At 66.4% G+C, this 15,036-nt stretch carries 14 protein-coding genes; 7 read left to right on the forward strand and 7 right to left on the reverse strand.

What is annotated here, in order from left to right:
* Positions 1–116: 116 nt before the first annotated feature.
* The 4 genes from ACPA54_RS37075 to ACPA54_RS37090 all read right to left on the reverse strand — a co-directional run bounded on the left by ACPA54_RS37075 (position 117) and on the right by ACPA54_RS37090 (position 3,074).
* Positions 117–449, reverse strand: a complete 333-nt coding sequence (locus tag ACPA54_RS37075; RefSeq protein WP_423536697.1) for a 3'-5' exonuclease — start codon at positions 447–449, stop codon at positions 117–119.
* Positions 450–560: 111 nt separating this feature from the next.
* Entirely contained in the window at positions 561–851 is a 291-nt protein-coding gene (locus ACPA54_RS37080) for a hypothetical protein (protein ID WP_423536698.1), read from the reverse strand.
* 503 nt (positions 852–1,354) lie between these two features.
* On the reverse strand, positions 1,355–1,807 hold the full coding sequence (locus ACPA54_RS37085; protein WP_423536777.1) for an NUDIX domain-containing protein: 453 nt from the start codon (positions 1,805–1,807) through the stop codon (positions 1,355–1,357).
* Between the two features lie 34 nt (positions 1,808–1,841).
* The gene (locus tag ACPA54_RS37090) at positions 1,842–3,074 is read right to left on the reverse strand and encodes a helix-turn-helix domain-containing protein (RefSeq protein ID WP_423536700.1); all 1,233 of its coding nucleotides are present in this window, start codon (positions 3,072–3,074) and stop codon (positions 1,842–1,844) included.
* A gap of 189 nt (positions 3,075–3,263) precedes the next feature.
* On the opposite strand from ACPA54_RS37090, the gene ACPA54_RS37095 reads away from it, so the two are divergent.
* The 7 genes from ACPA54_RS37095 to ACPA54_RS37125 all read left to right on the forward strand — a co-directional run bounded on the left by ACPA54_RS37095 (position 3,264) and on the right by ACPA54_RS37125 (position 9,941).
* Complete coding sequence (locus tag ACPA54_RS37095) at positions 3,264–3,464, forward strand: hypothetical protein (protein ID WP_423536702.1); 201 nt, start codon at positions 3,264–3,266, stop codon at positions 3,462–3,464.
* Positions 3,461–3,925, forward strand: coding sequence for an ATP-binding protein (locus ACPA54_RS37100; RefSeq protein ID WP_423536703.1), 465 nt, complete (start codon positions 3,461–3,463; stop codon positions 3,923–3,925). The genes ACPA54_RS37095 and ACPA54_RS37100 overlap by 4 nt, the downstream gene beginning before the upstream one ends.
* Before the next feature lie 129 nt (positions 3,926–4,054).
* On the forward strand, positions 4,055–5,029 hold the full coding sequence (locus ACPA54_RS37105; protein ID WP_423536705.1) for a glycosyltransferase family 2 protein: 975 nt from the start codon (positions 4,055–4,057) through the stop codon (positions 5,027–5,029).
* Entirely contained in the window at positions 5,022–6,647 is a 1,626-nt protein-coding gene (locus ACPA54_RS37110) for a carbamoyltransferase family protein (RefSeq protein ID WP_423536706.1), read from the forward strand. Before ACPA54_RS37105 ends, ACPA54_RS37110 begins: the two co-directional genes overlap by 8 nt.
* Positions 6,640–8,778 carry a phosphotransferase gene (locus ACPA54_RS37115; protein ID WP_423536708.1) on the forward strand — a complete coding sequence of 713 codons (2,139 nt, stop codon included), beginning with the start codon at positions 6,640–6,642 and terminating at the stop codon, positions 8,776–8,778. The genes ACPA54_RS37110 and ACPA54_RS37115 overlap by 8 nt, the downstream gene beginning before the upstream one ends.
* The gene (locus ACPA54_RS37120) at positions 8,775–9,395 is read left to right on the forward strand and encodes a hypothetical protein (protein WP_423536709.1); all 621 of its coding nucleotides are present in this window, start codon (positions 8,775–8,777) and stop codon (positions 9,393–9,395) included. Before ACPA54_RS37115 ends, ACPA54_RS37120 begins: the two co-directional genes overlap by 4 nt.
* 72 nt (positions 9,396–9,467) lie before the next feature.
* Positions 9,468–9,941: an NUDIX hydrolase gene (locus tag ACPA54_RS37125; RefSeq protein WP_423536710.1), complete on the forward strand. Its 474-nt coding sequence runs from the start codon at positions 9,468–9,470 to the stop codon at positions 9,939–9,941.
* A gap of 150 nt (positions 9,942–10,091) precedes the next feature.
* Here ACPA54_RS37125 and ACPA54_RS37130 read toward each other — a convergent pair whose 3' ends face one another.
* From ACPA54_RS37130 to ACPA54_RS37140, 3 genes are all read right to left on the reverse strand, one after another.
* Positions 10,092–10,814 (reverse strand): hypothetical protein, encoded by a 723-nt coding sequence (locus tag ACPA54_RS37130; protein ID WP_423536712.1) that lies wholly within the window; start codon positions 10,812–10,814, stop codon positions 10,092–10,094.
* 119 nt (positions 10,815–10,933) lie between these two features.
* Entirely contained in the window at positions 10,934–12,574 is a 1,641-nt protein-coding gene (locus tag ACPA54_RS37135) for a UvrD-helicase domain-containing protein (RefSeq protein ID WP_423536713.1), read from the reverse strand.
* Complete coding sequence (locus ACPA54_RS37140) at positions 12,562–14,562, reverse strand: AAA family ATPase (RefSeq protein WP_423536714.1); 2,001 nt, start codon at positions 14,560–14,562, stop codon at positions 12,562–12,564. The genes ACPA54_RS37135 and ACPA54_RS37140 overlap by 13 nt, the downstream gene beginning before the upstream one ends.
* Positions 14,563–15,036: the final 474 nt, after the last annotated feature.

Raw genomic sequence — 15,036 nt, forward strand, 5'->3', positions numbered from 1 at the left:
CAGCCTCGGCTACCGCACACCCGTCGAATACGAAGCCGCACTCGCGGCCTGACCACCACAACGACGGTGTCCGTCAAATCGGATCAAGCTCACCATGACCAACACTCACCATCGAGTCACAATGCGAGTGATCGGTTGCGCGCCCGCGTGAGCGCCACGTAGAGCTTGCGATGGTCCTCATTCTCCCGGTTCAGACCCGAGCGTAGAGCTAGCGTATCGCTGTTCTCGAGTCGCACGGCGACGGTGTCCCACTCGCGCCCCTTGGCTTGATGCGTGGTCAATCCGAGCACAAGTCCGTCGACGGGGCGGAGCAGGCGGGCTCGCAGCTGCTGCAGGCGATTGATGTGATCGGGGTGCCTCCGCGGCATCTTGACCGGAGACTCGGCGGCGATCACGGCCGAAAGATCCGCGAGCGTGACGGCAAGATCATCGCTATCGGCAAGTTGCACGAGGAGCGCGTCCAGGTGAGGTTCCAGACGGACGCGTGAATGCGCTTCGAATCCGGCACTGCCGCCACATGGTGCCACGCGCCGCCGATGCCGGCCTCACAGCAGGCACGTTCAGGGTTCGGACGGCATCCGGCGAATCACCGTCGACAAGGATCCCCGGTACGTCGTCCCAAGAGCGGATACGGTGCCGACGAACGGGCCGGGCCCGTGCTTGAGGCTGCTGACGTAGTTCTCGGGCAGGAGAACGCTGTCACCTACTTCCAGCGGCTTCTCGCCCCGCCAACGGTAGGCGTAACGACCCACTTGGACGACCTGGTAGCCATCGAGTTCGTAGTAGCGGGCATCTTCATCCGCCTTCTGCTCAAGCTCCCTGACACGCCGCTCAAGCGATTCGATCCGCATCTTTGCGCGACTCGCCCCCGACGCGCTTCCCGCGGCCCATCCCTCGCTGTACCCACGACGATGCGCTTCGGCCACCGCACGGTCTTGCTCGGTGGCATGAGTGGTGCATGCCACGTCTGACCCGGACAACCGGATCTTGCAAGGCTTGCCAGCCCGCGTCAGTCGGCCGCAAGTTCGTATCCCTGGTTCCGTCATTTGTGCCCCCCGGCGTCGTGGCCCCACCGAGCCAGTCGATGCGCCAACGGTACCGATGGCCGCCAGAGTTGCGTTGGATTCCAAGAACATCGTCCATCGGAACCGTCGGGTGATGCCGCCCACGGCCTCAAGATTTCGACGTGCAGGCCGTTGCCGTCCGCAAAGACAAAGCGGCAACAAGGCAAGCCAGGCCGATTCTGGCGGCTTGCGTTGTGCTAGGCGAACATGCAGCTCAGAGGCGGCGAGCGTGGTCCTGCAAAGGTCGTTGGACGATCCGCATCGGCTTCAGATGCCGCGCCCGTACCGGGTCACGTCCGGTGAGTCGGTATCCCGTGTTCGAGGTAGTCGGTCAGGCCGCTTCTGCGAGCATCGATGCCTACGGCGACTCGACGTGCGAGACGGGGGATGGTGAGTCCCGGCACTTGGTCGGCGTCGTAGAAGTCGTAACTGCGGAGCTCGTCCGCCTGCAGCGTGATCTGCTGGAGTTGGGCCGTGCTCAGATGGCCGCCGTCGAAGAGGTAGAGGACCTTGTCTCCCTCTCCCGGGTTGGGCGCCCAGTCAACGACTAGGAGGCGGCCGATGGCGGGCCGGATCCCCAACTCTTCGTGGACCTCGCGGACGCAGGCTTGGAGTGGGGACTCGCCTTCTTCGACGTAGCCGCCGGGGATGTCTCGGTAGTCCTTGTACGACGGTTCGACGAGGAGGACTCGGTCGGCTTCGTCGAAGAACAGAGCGCCGGCCGCCATGCGGGGGCGGGCCATCTCTCTGTGTTTGTGTTCGCTCACGGAGCGGACTCTAGCCGCCGCGGACGATGCGGAGTCTGTTAGCCAGGTCGGCGAGTGGTTGGGAAGGGCGGCCCCTGGTGCCGCGTATCCAGCCGACGACGAGCTCTCGGCTCACGTAGTGGTGACGCACCTGCTCAGGTGCGGCGCGTTCGGCATCCAACAGAACGGCCAACGCTTCGTCAGTCCGGTTCCAAGCGCTCAGGGCTTTGGCAACTTCCAGACTGTGCCGCACGCGTCGTTCCACGGGCATGCCGCTGGTGTCGATCCGAAGGCCCCGGTCGGCGGCGATCTGGATGTCGCCCAGTTCGCTGGCGGTTGCTACGCGGTGGATGGCGACATTGGTCGGACCGAACGCCGTCCACAGGTGATTGGCATCGGCGCCGAGTCGTCGCGCGGTCTCGTCGGCTTCGCGAAGGAAACTCTGAGCGGTCGTCCGGTCGTCGGCGCGTGCGGCTGCCATCGCGCCTGCCAGGAACAGGGTGCCGTACGCGGAGAGGTACTCGTCGCCGGCGCTACCCAACTCGGGCTGCATTACGGCCGCGGCATCGCGCACCAGTTGAACCGCTGCCGTGAACCGGCCTGTGGCGAGGAGACAATGCGCGACCGCGCGGAAGAGGGATCCAGTGACTGCGCTGTCGCCGCTGTGCTGCGCGGCTGCGAGACCGCGATCGGCGGCGATCCACGCAAGCTCAGGTTCGCCGATTTTCCCAAGCACCATGGCCGCTCCGTGGTAGGCGAGGGCGAGTAGAGCGAATGCCTCCGCTTGTTCATGCCCAGAGTAGGTACGGGATGCGGCCAAGGCATCGGCAAGCACACGGGGGAGGCGTCCGGTGGCGAAGCCGTAGCGGGAAGCTTGGTAAGCATCGAGGACGTCGCCCACGTGCGCGCGAAGCGGCTGGAGAGCGGGCGGTTCGTCGTCGGGTGTGGCACCCAGCAGAGGGGTGAGTTGCTTGTAGTTCATCAGCGCCTCGCGCAGTGCAGGGACTGTGCAATTGCCGCCGTCAGCCGACCACTCCACGAGCGCTGGTTCGGCGAGTAAGTCGCCGAGCGAGACGTCGAGGGCATCGGCGAGGGACGTGATCACCGAGAGACGGTCGAGTTCGATCCGATTGTTCTCCGCTTTGCTCAACCAGTCCGTGGTGCGGCCGACAAGACCCGCTAGGACCGATTGCGACAATCCGCGTCGGCGTCGGTACCAAGCGACGCGTTCTCCGATGGTGAGGCTCTGAGTCATCCCGCGCATGCCGTGATCATCACCGCCCCGTCTGAGCGGACCCCGGAAGGATTTTCCAGGGTGCCTCCGAGTGCCCGAACTACTGTCGCGGCAGACCGAGAAACCCGGTGGCTAATGCCAGCAACTCGTCTCGCACCAGCCGCCTTTGGTTTGTGGCGGCACCGTACTGCGCGGCGGCCGCAGAAGGGGGACGTCGAGATGAGCAAGAACCATACGGAGGCCGCGCCGGTTCCGGGGGAGACCGTGGAGACGGTGTACGGGCGTCAGCGGGTGACCGCGGTGATCGAGATGCCGCTGCTGGAGCCGACGGTCTACCTCCAGTCCGTGGACGGGGGCCAGGAATGGTCGGTCTCGGTGGCGCAGTTCTCGAACCTCCTTGTCGTCGCGGACGGGGAGTGACCGTGCTCGCCCCGGTGCCATACGGGTTCGCCGTTGAGCCCACCTGTGAAGAAGTTGCAGCTGCCCACAGGCGGATTGCGACGGTGGCTGGCACTTGGAGTCTGTTGCACGGTGACGCGCTCGCTGATCTGAAGCTGTGCGCTGCGGAGTTGGCCGCGCACTCGTTCCACGAGGTCGGCAGGCCGTTCACGATGCGGCTTTCATGGACTGGCCGCCGAGCCCGGGTCGAGGCCGCCGATCCATCCCCGTACTTGCCGGAGCGGCCGACTCCGGGCACGGGCCTGTATGTCGTGGCGCAGATCGCGGCCGCATGGGGTGCCGAGAGGGCTCCGGCAGGACGGGTGATGTGGTTCGAGATCGCTCCCGACCCGCTCGACTCCGGCCGCCGGCTGGCGGCGCGGATCCGTGCAGCGAAGCCGTTTGTGCAGCTCGGCGCAGTGGCCACTCCCCGCGCCCTCTAGACCGCTGCGGCCGGGGGCACCCCCACGACCCTCGGCCGCAGCGCACCAATGATCGGCAGGCACTCGACGCGCCGCAGTCCGGCAGGAGCGGCCGACTTCGAAATCTCCTCAGCAGAAAGGGGTCCTCAAGTGGGCTCATTGGACGGGGGACGGCCGGGCGCCGGCCCGACGGTCAGCGTCGTCGTCGCAGTACGCGGCAACATCGCTGCCTTGGAGGGCCTCGCCGCCGCAGTACACAGCCAGAGCATCGGCACCGAGATCGAGTTGATCGTGGTGGACAACCATCAGGTCCCGGCCCTGGCCCAGGGCGCTGTTCGGCTGGGACCGATGGCGTGCCGGGTCGTCCATGAGCCCATTCCGGGCCTGTCGCAGGCCCGGAACACCGGGATCCGGGCGAGCCGTGGCGACTTCGTGTTGATCACCGATCCCGACGCCCGGCCGACGGCAGGCTGGGCCGCTGCCATGGTTCGGGCCCTCGAATGCACGGGCGCGTACATGGCAGGTGGTCGGGTTGTGCCCCGCTTCACCGGCACCTCGCTCGCTGGCATGTCGCCGGAGTTGTTGCAGTGGTTCGTTCCGCCGCGGTGGCCCGACGTCACGGTCGAGCTGGCCGCGCCGTATTGGGTGGTCGGCTGCAACCTCGGCTTTCGACGGCTCCCGCAGCCGCGATTCGACACGCGGCTGGGCGTGGTCGAGCGGCGGCACCTCAGTTGCGAGGAATGGGAGTTGGCCGTCCGTGCCCAGCGTGACGGGCTGCGCGTGGTGGTGGTTCCGGACGCTGTCGCGCACCGGGCGATCCACCCGGCTGACCTCACCACGCGGGCAGTGGCCGCTCGGGCGTGGTGGCACGGCGTCTCGGTCGCCCGGCTCCTGGCAATCCACCCCGACGCCGAGATCTACGACAGCGACCGGCTCCGCGACACCGTGACGCGGTCTCGACTCGGTCGCCCCGCGGGCTGGCAGGTCGCCGTGGCGGATGTCCTGCGGATCGTCGGCCTGCGCGTCGAACGCCGACGGCTGTCCCGAACCGGCCTGTCCGTACTCGCTGAAGACCGAAGCACGGCAACGCGACAGGATTTCCTGGAGGGGATCGATCATGGATGACACCCCAGTTGCGGTCGGCCTGAACCTCGGGCACGACGGTGGATGCGCGCTCATCGCCGGGGACACGGTGGTGGCCGTCGCCGAGGAACGGCTGAACCGAACCCGCTACTCCTCCGGTTGGCACGCTGCGCTCGCGTACTGCCTGGACGCCGCCGATCTCAAGCTTGCCGACGTCGACACGGTGGTGTTCTCCTGCGTCGGCCCCCGCCTGGGGCCGGGTTACACGGGCGGCCTGGACCGGTACGGGGTGCCTGCGGACCGGATCGTGTCGGTCGACCACCACCTGTCCCACGCCTACGGCGCCTTCTGCCTTTCCGGAGCCGACGAGGCCCTGGTCGTGGTTGCGGACGGCTCCGGCAACGACAACCAGACCGAGAGCTACTTCCTCGCCGACCGTGCCGGGATCAGCCGCGTCGGCGGGAACCGGGAGGGCCGTCCGCGCGCCGGCGGGATCGGCGCGACGTACGAGGCCGTCACCAACTGGCTCGGGTTCGACGGCCAGGAGTCCGGCAAAACGATGGCACTCGCCTCGTACGGTGACCCGAAGGCCATCGGCGCCCACCTGTTCGACCTGATCGGCACCAAGGTCGAAGGCCGCCTCACGCGGACCCACGACCGGGGCCTGGCCGAGTTTGCGGCACGAGCCGGAATCGACCTGGGCACCGCGCATACTTGGGATCCGCCGCGCGCCCGGGACCTGGCGGCATGGGTGCAGTCCCAGACAGAGGACATCCTCGTCGAGGTTGTCCTGCGACTGCTGGCCGAGCACCCGCGCGCCACCGTGTGCTTCGCGGGCGGGGTAGCGATGAACTGCGTGGCGAACGAAGTACTCCGGCGCCGCACCGGCGTCCGTTTGTTCGTGCCGCCTCCGGCTTCCGACCGTGGCCAGGCGCTGGGCAACGCGCTGTACGGCATGCACCGGCTCACCGGCGCCGTGCCGAGGATGCCGCTGGGTGGCCGGGACGCGTTCGGTCGCACGTACACGCCCGACGAGATCGGACTCGCGCTGCGTCGCCATCCGCGCTCGGGCCTGGTCGAGCGGCACCCGAACCATCCCTTCACGTGGCGGACGGAATCGGACCCGGCTGCCGCGGCAGCCGAACTCCTCGCGCAAGGCAAACTGGTCGGCTGGTTCGACGGAGGCAGCGAACTCGGCGCGCGTGCGCTCGGCTCACGCAGCATCCTCGCCGACCCCCGCCGCGCCGCCACCCGAGACGTACTCAACCTCCGCATCAAGCACCGCGAGTACTTCCGGCCCTTCGCCCCCGCGGTCCTTGCCGAGCGCGCCGGCGACTGGTTCGACATGGGCTGGGACAGCCCGTACATGCTGTTCGCCCCGCCGGTCCGCCTCGACTGCCGAGACGATCTGGGCGCGGTCACCCACGTGGACGGAACCGCTCGCGTGCAGACCGTCGACGCGCAGGCGCACCCGCGCTTCCACCGGCTCATCAGCTGCTTTGGCGAGCTCACGGGGGTACCCGTCGTGCTGAACACGTCGTTCAACAACTGCGAGCCCATCGTGGAGACCCCGGCGGACGCGGTCGCCACGTTCTCCCACACCGCGCTCGACGCCCTCGTCTTCGGCGACGGCTTCGTAGCGGAGAAGACCGATGGCTGACACGCCCGCGGGACGACCGTTGCGGGTCGCGGTGCTGTTCGACACCGCCGGCTTCCAGCGGTCCCTGCCGCTGACCGGCGCCGCCGCACGCACCCTCTACCTGAACGCGGCCCTGGCCGAGGCCGGAGCGGACGTAACGCTGCTGCTTTGCGACCTCAACCCGCGCTCTGTCCCGACCCGCCATTGGCCGTTCCCGGTGCACTACCTGCCCTACGAAGCCTTATACGAGGACACCGGCGCGCTGACCGCACAGGTCCGGGAACTGGAGCCGGACATCCTGGTGATGTCCAACACGCAGCTGACCGTCCGCTACGGCCGCGCCCTGGCCGACGCGGGCGGAGCCGCGCTCGTGTACGAGATGCACGACGACGAAGCCGTGCTCGCCCGGACGATCGGCAGCGGGGAATGGGCGGTTCGGCAGGACGCAGTGCTCCAGGCCACCGCTGTCGCAGCCGCCGACGCCGTCGTCGCGTTCACGCCCAGGGATGCCGAATTGGCAACCGCGCTGCGGGCACGGGCAGTGCACGTCCTGCCGTGCGGCGTCGATCCCGGCCCGCGGCCCGACTACACACGCGAGCAGCCTGGACGGACCGCGTTCGTCGGCAACTTGTTCTACGAACCCAACGCCCGAGCCGCAGTGTTCCTGCGCAACCGCCTGGCCCCCACCCTCGCCGCGGTCGGCGGCTCCGTCGACATGTACGGCCGCTACCCCGCGGGCCTGCGCAAACTTGCGGCGGGCAGCGCCATGAGACTGCACGGACCGGTGCCCGATCTGCGCGGCGCACTGGCCACGGCCCAAGTCGGCGTGGCCCCATTGGATTCGGGCGGCGGCATGAAGCTCAAGGTGCTCCAGTACCTGGCCGCCGGCCTCGCGGTCGTCGGCACCCCGGAAGCATTCGCCGGCCTGCCCGACCCGGGCAACTTCGCCTTGATCTCCGCGCACCCGGACATGGCCGACCTCCCCGACCTGGTCACCCGACTCACCGACGACCAGCAGCTCCGGCGGCGCCTGGGTAACGCCGGCCGTCGCCTCGCCCAGTGCGAATTCTCCTGGACCGCCATCGCGGCGCGCGCTCTGGACGCCTACCGCCGTACTGCCGCCCGCACGAGTCTTGCGGGCGCACCAGTGATGAAACCGGAAATTCGGGTGTTGGCAGGCGAACCCCCATACTGGCTGCGCGAATGGCGCACCCGGCAGAAGACGAGGACTTCCATGGGCGAGACCACCCCTGTCGGCCACGGCGCGCAACACCCCGTGCTCGCCCAACTGGCCACCGAAATCGACTGCGCACGCCAAGCCGCCGAGTCGGCACTGGACATCGCCTTCGACCAGGACGCCATCGTCGGCTACGGCGGCCGCAGCATGGTTTTCCTTGCCGAGAAGGCCGTCTTGAAGGTGTACACGCACCGTCCGGCCGAACGCGCCGAGCGCGAAGTCACCGGACTCACCGCCGCGGCACAGGCCGCAGGGCTCAGGGTGCCCGAAGTCCTCGGCCACGACACTGTGGACGGCGCGCTGGCCTGGGTGAGCGCCACCCGCCTCGACGGCACCGCCCCGACCGACCCCGACGACGCGCAGGCCACAGCCACACTCGGTACCACCGCCGCGCGCCTGCACGCCATTCCCGTCGCCGCCCTGGACGGTCTGCCGCCGTTCGGGCGCACCATCCGGCCGATGCCCGACGACGACCACCCCGTCCGCCATCGGTTGACCACGGTGCTGGCGGCCATCGAAGCGGCTGAGCAGAACGCCTGCGTTCCAGGGTTCGTCCACGGCGACTACTCCGCCCGCAACCTCCTCCTTGCCGAAGCGCTGGACCCTGGGCTCATCGACTTCGAGGGCTGCGGAATCGGCTGCGTGTACGAAGACCTGACCAACCTCTACGTCCAAAACTGCCTCATCGGTGGCCGCGATCCGCACCTCGCGCTGGCCGCCTACCAGTCCGAGAGCCACCGCCTCGGCCGGCCCACCGACGTGGACACCCGCCACCTGCTGTTCCACACGGCCAGATACTTCCGCTGGGCCCTCCAGTGGGCGCCCGAGATCGACACCGAACTCGCCGAGCAGATCGCTGTGCTCGCGCCGCGTGTCCTGGACGGCCTCGAAGCCGACGGCAGACCGTCCCTGTGATCGCGCTCGACGGCATGCCCGGGGCCGGGAAGACCACCGCGCTACGTTGCCTCCACCAGGCGCTGCCACAGCAGGTGATCATCCACCCTGAGGCCCACCCCACCGACGAGTCCCGCCCGGACGCCGAGATCGCACGGGAGCTACTTGCCGAGGCCCAGCGCCGTCGGGACGCCGCCCAGCGCCTGCGCCACGACCGCCCCGAGCTTCTCTTCGCCTCCGACCGCTGCCACATCGGAGTCCTGGCCTACCGCCACGCCTCGATGGCCACAGGGCAGGGGACTCAACAGGATTTCGAGCATGCTCTGGAGCTTGCCGCCGCGTTCGGACTGACCACCCCTGGCGCCAGCGAGCGGATCCTCGTGCTGCTGATCGACCCCACCGAATCCACGGCTCGCCGGAGCGCCCACGCCCACGACGCACGCTACCGCCGCTGGTTCGACCGCGACTTCCTGACCGCCTACCACCACTTCCTCACCAATCTGGCCGACTGGCTCCCCGAGGACAGCTTCACCCTCCACGACGCAGCCGCCACGTCCACGTGGTCCATCCTCACGGCTGCCCTGCCACACCACATCCGCGCACAAATCCCGTCGGGCGCCGCCCAGCCATCAGCCTGACGGCGGCCATCGTGCGTCTGGCGATTCGAGTCATCGTCGCCAAGATCGGCAGCGCGGCCCTCACCTGGAAGCATGGAAGCCATGGACAACCTTCGCCTGCGCGAAGCCGCGCGCGTGATCGTCCTCGACGAGAACGCGCGCGTGCTGCTGCTCCGGTACGACGAACAGGGCGGCTTCTGGGCCACCCCCGGCGGCGGAGTCGAGCCAGGTGAGGCCACAGAAGCAGCAGCGCTGCGCGAAACGCATGAAGAACTGGGGATTCGTCTCCTGGTTGCCGGGCCTGCCGTGGCAGTACGTACGAAGGAACTTCAGTTCGGCAACGAACGCGTTCGGCAGACGGAGACGTACTACCTGGCGACCGTCGCGGCCGACTCCATCGACCTCACACCGGCCAACCACCCCGACACCATCCGCGAACGCCGCTGGTGGACCGTCGACGAGCTCACAAGAACTGATGCCACGGTATATCCGACCGGACTGGCCAACGTCATCAGCCGCTACCTCGTCAATGGCGTTCCTACGAAACCCATCACGCTGACTGGGTGACTCGTTGAGTGGATGTGCCGACATGGGGCGGGCGCTCCGCCCGGTCTTCCGGTCGCGGCGTGATTCTCAAGGGAGCGGGTGGGTTCCGGACGTGATCCCGAACCCACATAGTGCGGGCGTTGGGTTGCCACACCGGTAGACGCAGCGGTCCTAACCGTTGGCCTCGGCTCGACGCCGAAGCTGGTCGACATAGTCGGTGCGTAGGACATGGCGTGTCTGCGGACGCTTTCCGGCGTTGATGTCCTGCACGTACTTGGCTAGGCGCTGCGGGTTCCGGCCAGACCACCCATTGGCGAGTGCCCAGCCCTGCATCGCTTCACCGTCGAGCCGAATGCCCGCATCGTGGAGGGCGAGGAGGGTGCCGACGACCATGTCTTTCTCGTGCCCCGCTGAGATCGTGTTGTTGTGGTTGATCGTCAGAGTGAGGCTCTTCATCGCCTCAGCAACGACCTTGTCGAGTGCTGGTGTCAACTGCTGCCACGCTGAGCCGTCACCCAGGATCTCCGGCGCCACGGCCGAAACCCAGGGCCGGATGGCCTCGTCGCTCCACGTGATCACGCAGAGTGCGCGGATACGGCCTCCGCCGGATTCCACCAGCTTGCCGATGCCATCCATGTCCGGCCACGCCATCAATACGGGGCCCATGGTGTGGAGGAAGGCCCCGCCACGCGCGGTCACGTGCTCAACGTTGGAGTGCCTGGAGACCAACCGTTCGAGCTGCCTGCAGTTGGCAAGGTTGGACTTCAGGCTCGTCCACACGGTGAGTGTGTCGTGCTCCTCCAGGTGTTCGCAGCACCAGTCGACGGCCGCGTCCACGCCTTCATCGTCGTAACTCGCAACCGCTGTCGGGTAGCCGACGTTTCGATCGAACATCTCCGCTCCAGGCGCCGAGGCTCTGAAGGCACCACGGTACGTGCGGCTGCCGACACGCGACGCCTCGGCGCGAACGAGCGAATGCAGCCTGCCAGCGGAGCAGACGAATAGCTCGCCGACTAGGGAACGACCGTGGCCCCGGCGAACCACGCCCGCGCTACGCTTGAGGCTTCCTCGGGAAGGTCCGACAGGAAGACCACGGCAAGGTTGTTCACCGCCCGCGAGCAGCACACGTAGAAGAGGTTGCGGGAGCGTTCTGTACGTTCCGGCTTGTCTGTGCCGGCCATCATCTTGCCGATGTGGAACTGTGTCCACGAGCCGTCTTCGATCAGCACGACGACGTTTGGGAACTCGTCACCCTTGACACCGTGTTGCGTGGCGAACGGGGTCTGCTCATTTCGGAATCGGCAGATCGCGGCCATCTCCTGGTAGGCGACCGCCCGAAGGTCTTGCGCGAACTTCACGCTGGCTTGCCCGGCTTCGTCGAGATCGGTGCGCTCGAAGTCGCGTTCTATGGCTCGGATCCGGGCCGGTTTGCGCAGCAGGTCTTGTCGGGAGGCGAAGTCGACGACGTCCCCGATGGTGCCAGTGTTGCGAAGGGCACAGAGTGTTTTTAGCCGGGCAACCACTGCTGCCTTCTGCTCGTGGCGGGTCACCCACGTTCCGGCCAAGCCCAAGAGACGGCCGAGTTCCCCGTACTCCTGGTCTGAGTATGCCTGCGTGATGTGCTCGATTTCCGCTGCATACTTGGCGTATGGCTCGCTGGCGTCGAGCAGGTCGTCCCGCGCAAAGGAGTGCTGGTCGGCATACACCTTCAGCAGGTTGGCGTAGTCCAGGGTGCCTGCAATGCCTCGGTGGGTCAGCTGAAGATACTTAGACTCCTCGTCGTTCCACCCACGCTCGGACAGGAGTTGCCGAGCCGCGGCCAGGCGTTCCGCTGCGCTTGAGATTGCGCTGTTCAGGAGCAGCAAGACCTCGCCGTTACGAGAAGGACCAGCTACGTGTTGCTGGAGCTCGGGCCGTATGTGGTTGAGCAGGGTGACGACTGGCTGTGAGCAGCGGTAGTTCTCGAACTTCGTGATGCGCCTGAGCCTGGGATGTTCCACCTTGCCAATTCCGGTTCGGTAGATCTTCTGCATAGAGTCGCCGAAGAGTCCGATGACGCAGGTCGTGTCAGGAATGACCGCGACATGATTGAGCAGGATGTCGAGGGTTGTCGGCGACGTGTCCTGGTACTCGTCGACGAAGATCACGGGAAATCGGTCGGCAACGATCCTGGCCAGCTTGGGATAGCGGGTGACCATCCGGCTTGCTAGTGCGAGTACGTCGTCGTGACCGATCTCACCGTGGGCGAACCGGCGTCCGCGGTCGCTGTAGATGATCTGTGTCCCAGGTGGCAGCGCAGACTCGAGGTCTTCGGTTGGGCGCCGCAATGTCATGTTGTGCGTGAGGAGTTCTGTGCGGAGCGGGTCCTGGAAATTGCTGATGACATGCCAGAGGAACTCGTGGATGGTGCCGACGTACACCCGAGGATCGGCAGCGATGCGCTCGCTGATCTGCTGCTTGGCCACGTTGGTGAACGTGATACAGGCTATGAGGCGGCGGGTCCGGCTGAGTTCGGTCCCGCGCACGTCCAGAAGGTGGCGCAGTCCGTGCACGAGTGCCGTTGTCTTGCCCGACCCCGCACCCGCTTCGACGAGAAAGCTCTCGTTGCCGTCGAGTGCCGCCTCGACCTCAGCAATCGCATCTATGACAGCCACTGGAGACCTTCGGCGATGTAACGGGGAACGGCCCAGCGGTCCAAGAGCATGACATCGAACGCGAAGTCGGTCTTCTTGCGGCCGATCCTCTTGGCGATCGCTGCCGCCTGCGCTTCGATCTCGGCGGCACCCAATGCCGCTCCGGTCTCATCCTGGAACACGGAGGCCAGCTCCATACGGCCGCTGCTCGCGGCGAGTTCGGCACAGTTCGCGAGGATGAAGGCATCTTCGAAGCTCCGCGCACACGGCCTGTCGGCACCTTCGGGCACTTGGTACGCCACGCGCACCTGCCCTCGGACCTTGTTGACGTCGTCCGACTCGATGAGGGCTCGGACGAGTTTCTCGCCCGGCAGCCACTCCTTTAGGGTCTGGTTCGAAGTCACCGCGTCCGGCGCGTCGGTGGCGCATTTGCGACCGCGGCCGTGCGGCTCAACCGAGTCGAGGTCGGTCACGATCAAGGTCCGGACACCTAGGAACCCCAGCAACTCGCGAAATCGCAGGGCGTACCCGTCGCCGACCTCGACCACCGATATGTACTGGTTGGCGAGACTGGGCGCACTCCGGCGAATCATCTCGGGCAGGAGCAACCGCTCGGCGGTCCCCTCGATCAGGATCACCTTGTCGGCGAAGAACATGTCGCATCGCCGCAGCTCCATGTACTGCTGCAGGAAGCGGAGAGTCTCGTCGCCGTCCACTTCCTGGTGCACTCGCTGTCGGAAGCGGGACAGGTCTTTGATGACGATACCTGTGCCGGTCGAGTCGAAGTACCGAACGCACGAGAATGAGCAACTTGCGACGATATGCGAGGAATGCGTCGTTATGACAACCTGAACGTTCCAACCTTCGAGACCACGGATGAACTCGCGGATATTTCGGATGAACGTCTCCTGCATCTGCGGATGCAGGTGGGCCTCGGGCTCCTCGATGAAGAGCAGCTGCAGCGCTGGCTGCGGCTCCTCCCGGACGTAGTCCGCGTGAAATCCGATGATCTGCAGGATGGTGAAGATGAGCTTGCTGTAGCCGAGCCCGTTGTGCCCCTCCGGGAGATGAGTTCCGTCGGGGCCCGAGGGGTACTGGATCCGGGTGCTCCCTCGCATCAGCCCCGCCCCCTCGATTGAGGAGACGACACGGGGCCGCTGGATCGGTGAGATCGACTCGACCCCGAAGTCCTGCAGTGACCGGAACAGCGGGCCGAAGAGCGTCTCGTAGTTGTCGTCGAGCGTCTTGGACACCTCGGTGAGTGCGGACTCGATGTTCGCGATGCTCAGATTCTGGATGTCCAGATCGCTGTTGGCTTTGTAGAACGCCTCGAAGGTCCGCGACAGGTTGCGAGTCTTGTCCGAGGGTGTGTCGTCGAACTTGTTCTGTGCGTAGATGAACTTGGCGGAGAGCACGCTCATCGCCGTTCCGCGGGTGATGGACCGCCGACCCGTCGAGCCCTCGGTCGTGTCTACAGCCCAATACTCAGGCTTGAAGTACCGCAGGAACCTCCGGCCCAGAAACTTGTCGGCCGCGTCGGACCCGTGCTGGCTCGCAGTGTGGAAGTCGGCCAGGAACTGGTTGGGGTGGGCGACCGTCAGTTCGGACACGACCTTGACCTCGTGGCAGTCCTCGTCGAGATCAAGAATCAACTCCGAGACGGGTGCAAGGCTCTCGTCTTCGTCGTAGGCGATCGTGATGGCGAGGCTGATCGCTGGGAGGAGTTCCACGGCGCGGGCGAGCAGGGATTCAGCCTGCTCGAGGCGGCCGGCACCACGTTGCCCCTGGGACTGGGTGTAGATGACGAGTGCCGCCTTGATGTCCGCGATGCGTGACACGGGGAAGTCTTCGAGGACGAACTCGACATCGCCGGAGTAGAACTTCTCGAAGACGTTGACGAACGACGTCTTGCCGCTGTTGTTCCGTCCGACCACCAGAGTTGTCAGTTCGTCGAGTCGGATCTCCACCTGCTCCAGCGCACGGAAGTTGGTGATGACCGCATCCGTCATACGCACTCGAGCATCCCCATCGTCCGCGGCCACGTCGTCGCTGCTGTGACGGTGCCTGCCCCACGAGCCCCAGGCGCCTCTTCAGCAGTATTGGGCATCTCGCAGGCAGAGACCCGCAGTTCCGGGAAACAGGCAGACCTCTGGTTGGACGGCGTATCGGCGAGCCGGGCCAACAGCTCCAGGCGCGGGTAGAGGTCACCGAAGTTCGGTGACCGGCGGCAACGGTGCCTTTGCTGACCGCTTGGCCGACTGGTCTTGTCCCCCTATGGCTGGCTGCGTGGCCACGCCCGAACCACAGCGAACACGGCAGGACGGCAAGAGGGCTGATCAGGGCATTTGGCGGGCAACTGCAACCAGAACTGCAACCAAGACGACGTCGGCCCCCCCCCCCGCCCCGGTGGGGGGCGGTGTTTATTAAAAAAAAAAACCAACCCCCCAACACCAGTTAAAAAAAGTCAATTATAAAAAAAAACA

The organism is Uniformispora flossi (assembly GCF_049534875.1).
GTDB lineage: Bacteria > Actinomycetota > Actinomycetes > Streptomycetales > Streptomycetaceae > Yinghuangia > Yinghuangia aomiensis.

Excerpts from the sequence above, each read along its gene's own strand:
- ACPA54_RS37130 (WP_423536712.1), bottom strand. The coding sequence starts at position 10,814 with ATGTTCGATCGAAACGTCGGCTACCCGACAGCGGTTGCGAGTTACGAC.
- ACPA54_RS37110 (WP_423536706.1), top strand. The coding sequence starts at position 5,022 with ATGGATGACACCCCAGTTGCGGTCGGCCTGAACCTCGGGCACGACGGT.
- ACPA54_RS37115 (WP_423536708.1), top strand. The coding sequence starts at position 6,640 with ATGGCTGACACGCCCGCGGGACGACCGTTGCGGGTCGCGGTGCTGTTC.
- ACPA54_RS37140 (WP_423536714.1), bottom strand. The coding sequence starts at position 14,562 with ATGACGGATGCGGTCATCACCAACTTCCGTGCGCTGGAGCAGGTGGAG.
- ACPA54_RS37125 (WP_423536710.1), top strand. The coding sequence starts at position 9,468 with ATGGAAGCCATGGACAACCTTCGCCTGCGCGAAGCCGCGCGCGTGATC.
- ACPA54_RS37095 (WP_423536702.1), top strand. The coding sequence starts at position 3,264 with ATGAGCAAGAACCATACGGAGGCCGCGCCGGTTCCGGGGGAGACCGTG.
- ACPA54_RS37080 (WP_423536698.1), bottom strand. The coding sequence starts at position 851 with ATGCGGATCGAATCGCTTGAGCGGCGTGTCAGGGAGCTTGAGCAGAAG.
- ACPA54_RS37090 (WP_423536700.1), bottom strand. The coding sequence starts at position 3,074 with ATGCGCGGGATGACTCAGAGCCTCACCATCGGAGAACGCGTCGCTTGG.
- ACPA54_RS37085 (WP_423536777.1), bottom strand. The coding sequence starts at position 1,807 with ATGGCCCGCCCCCGCATGGCGGCCGGCGCTCTGTTCTTCGACGAAGCC.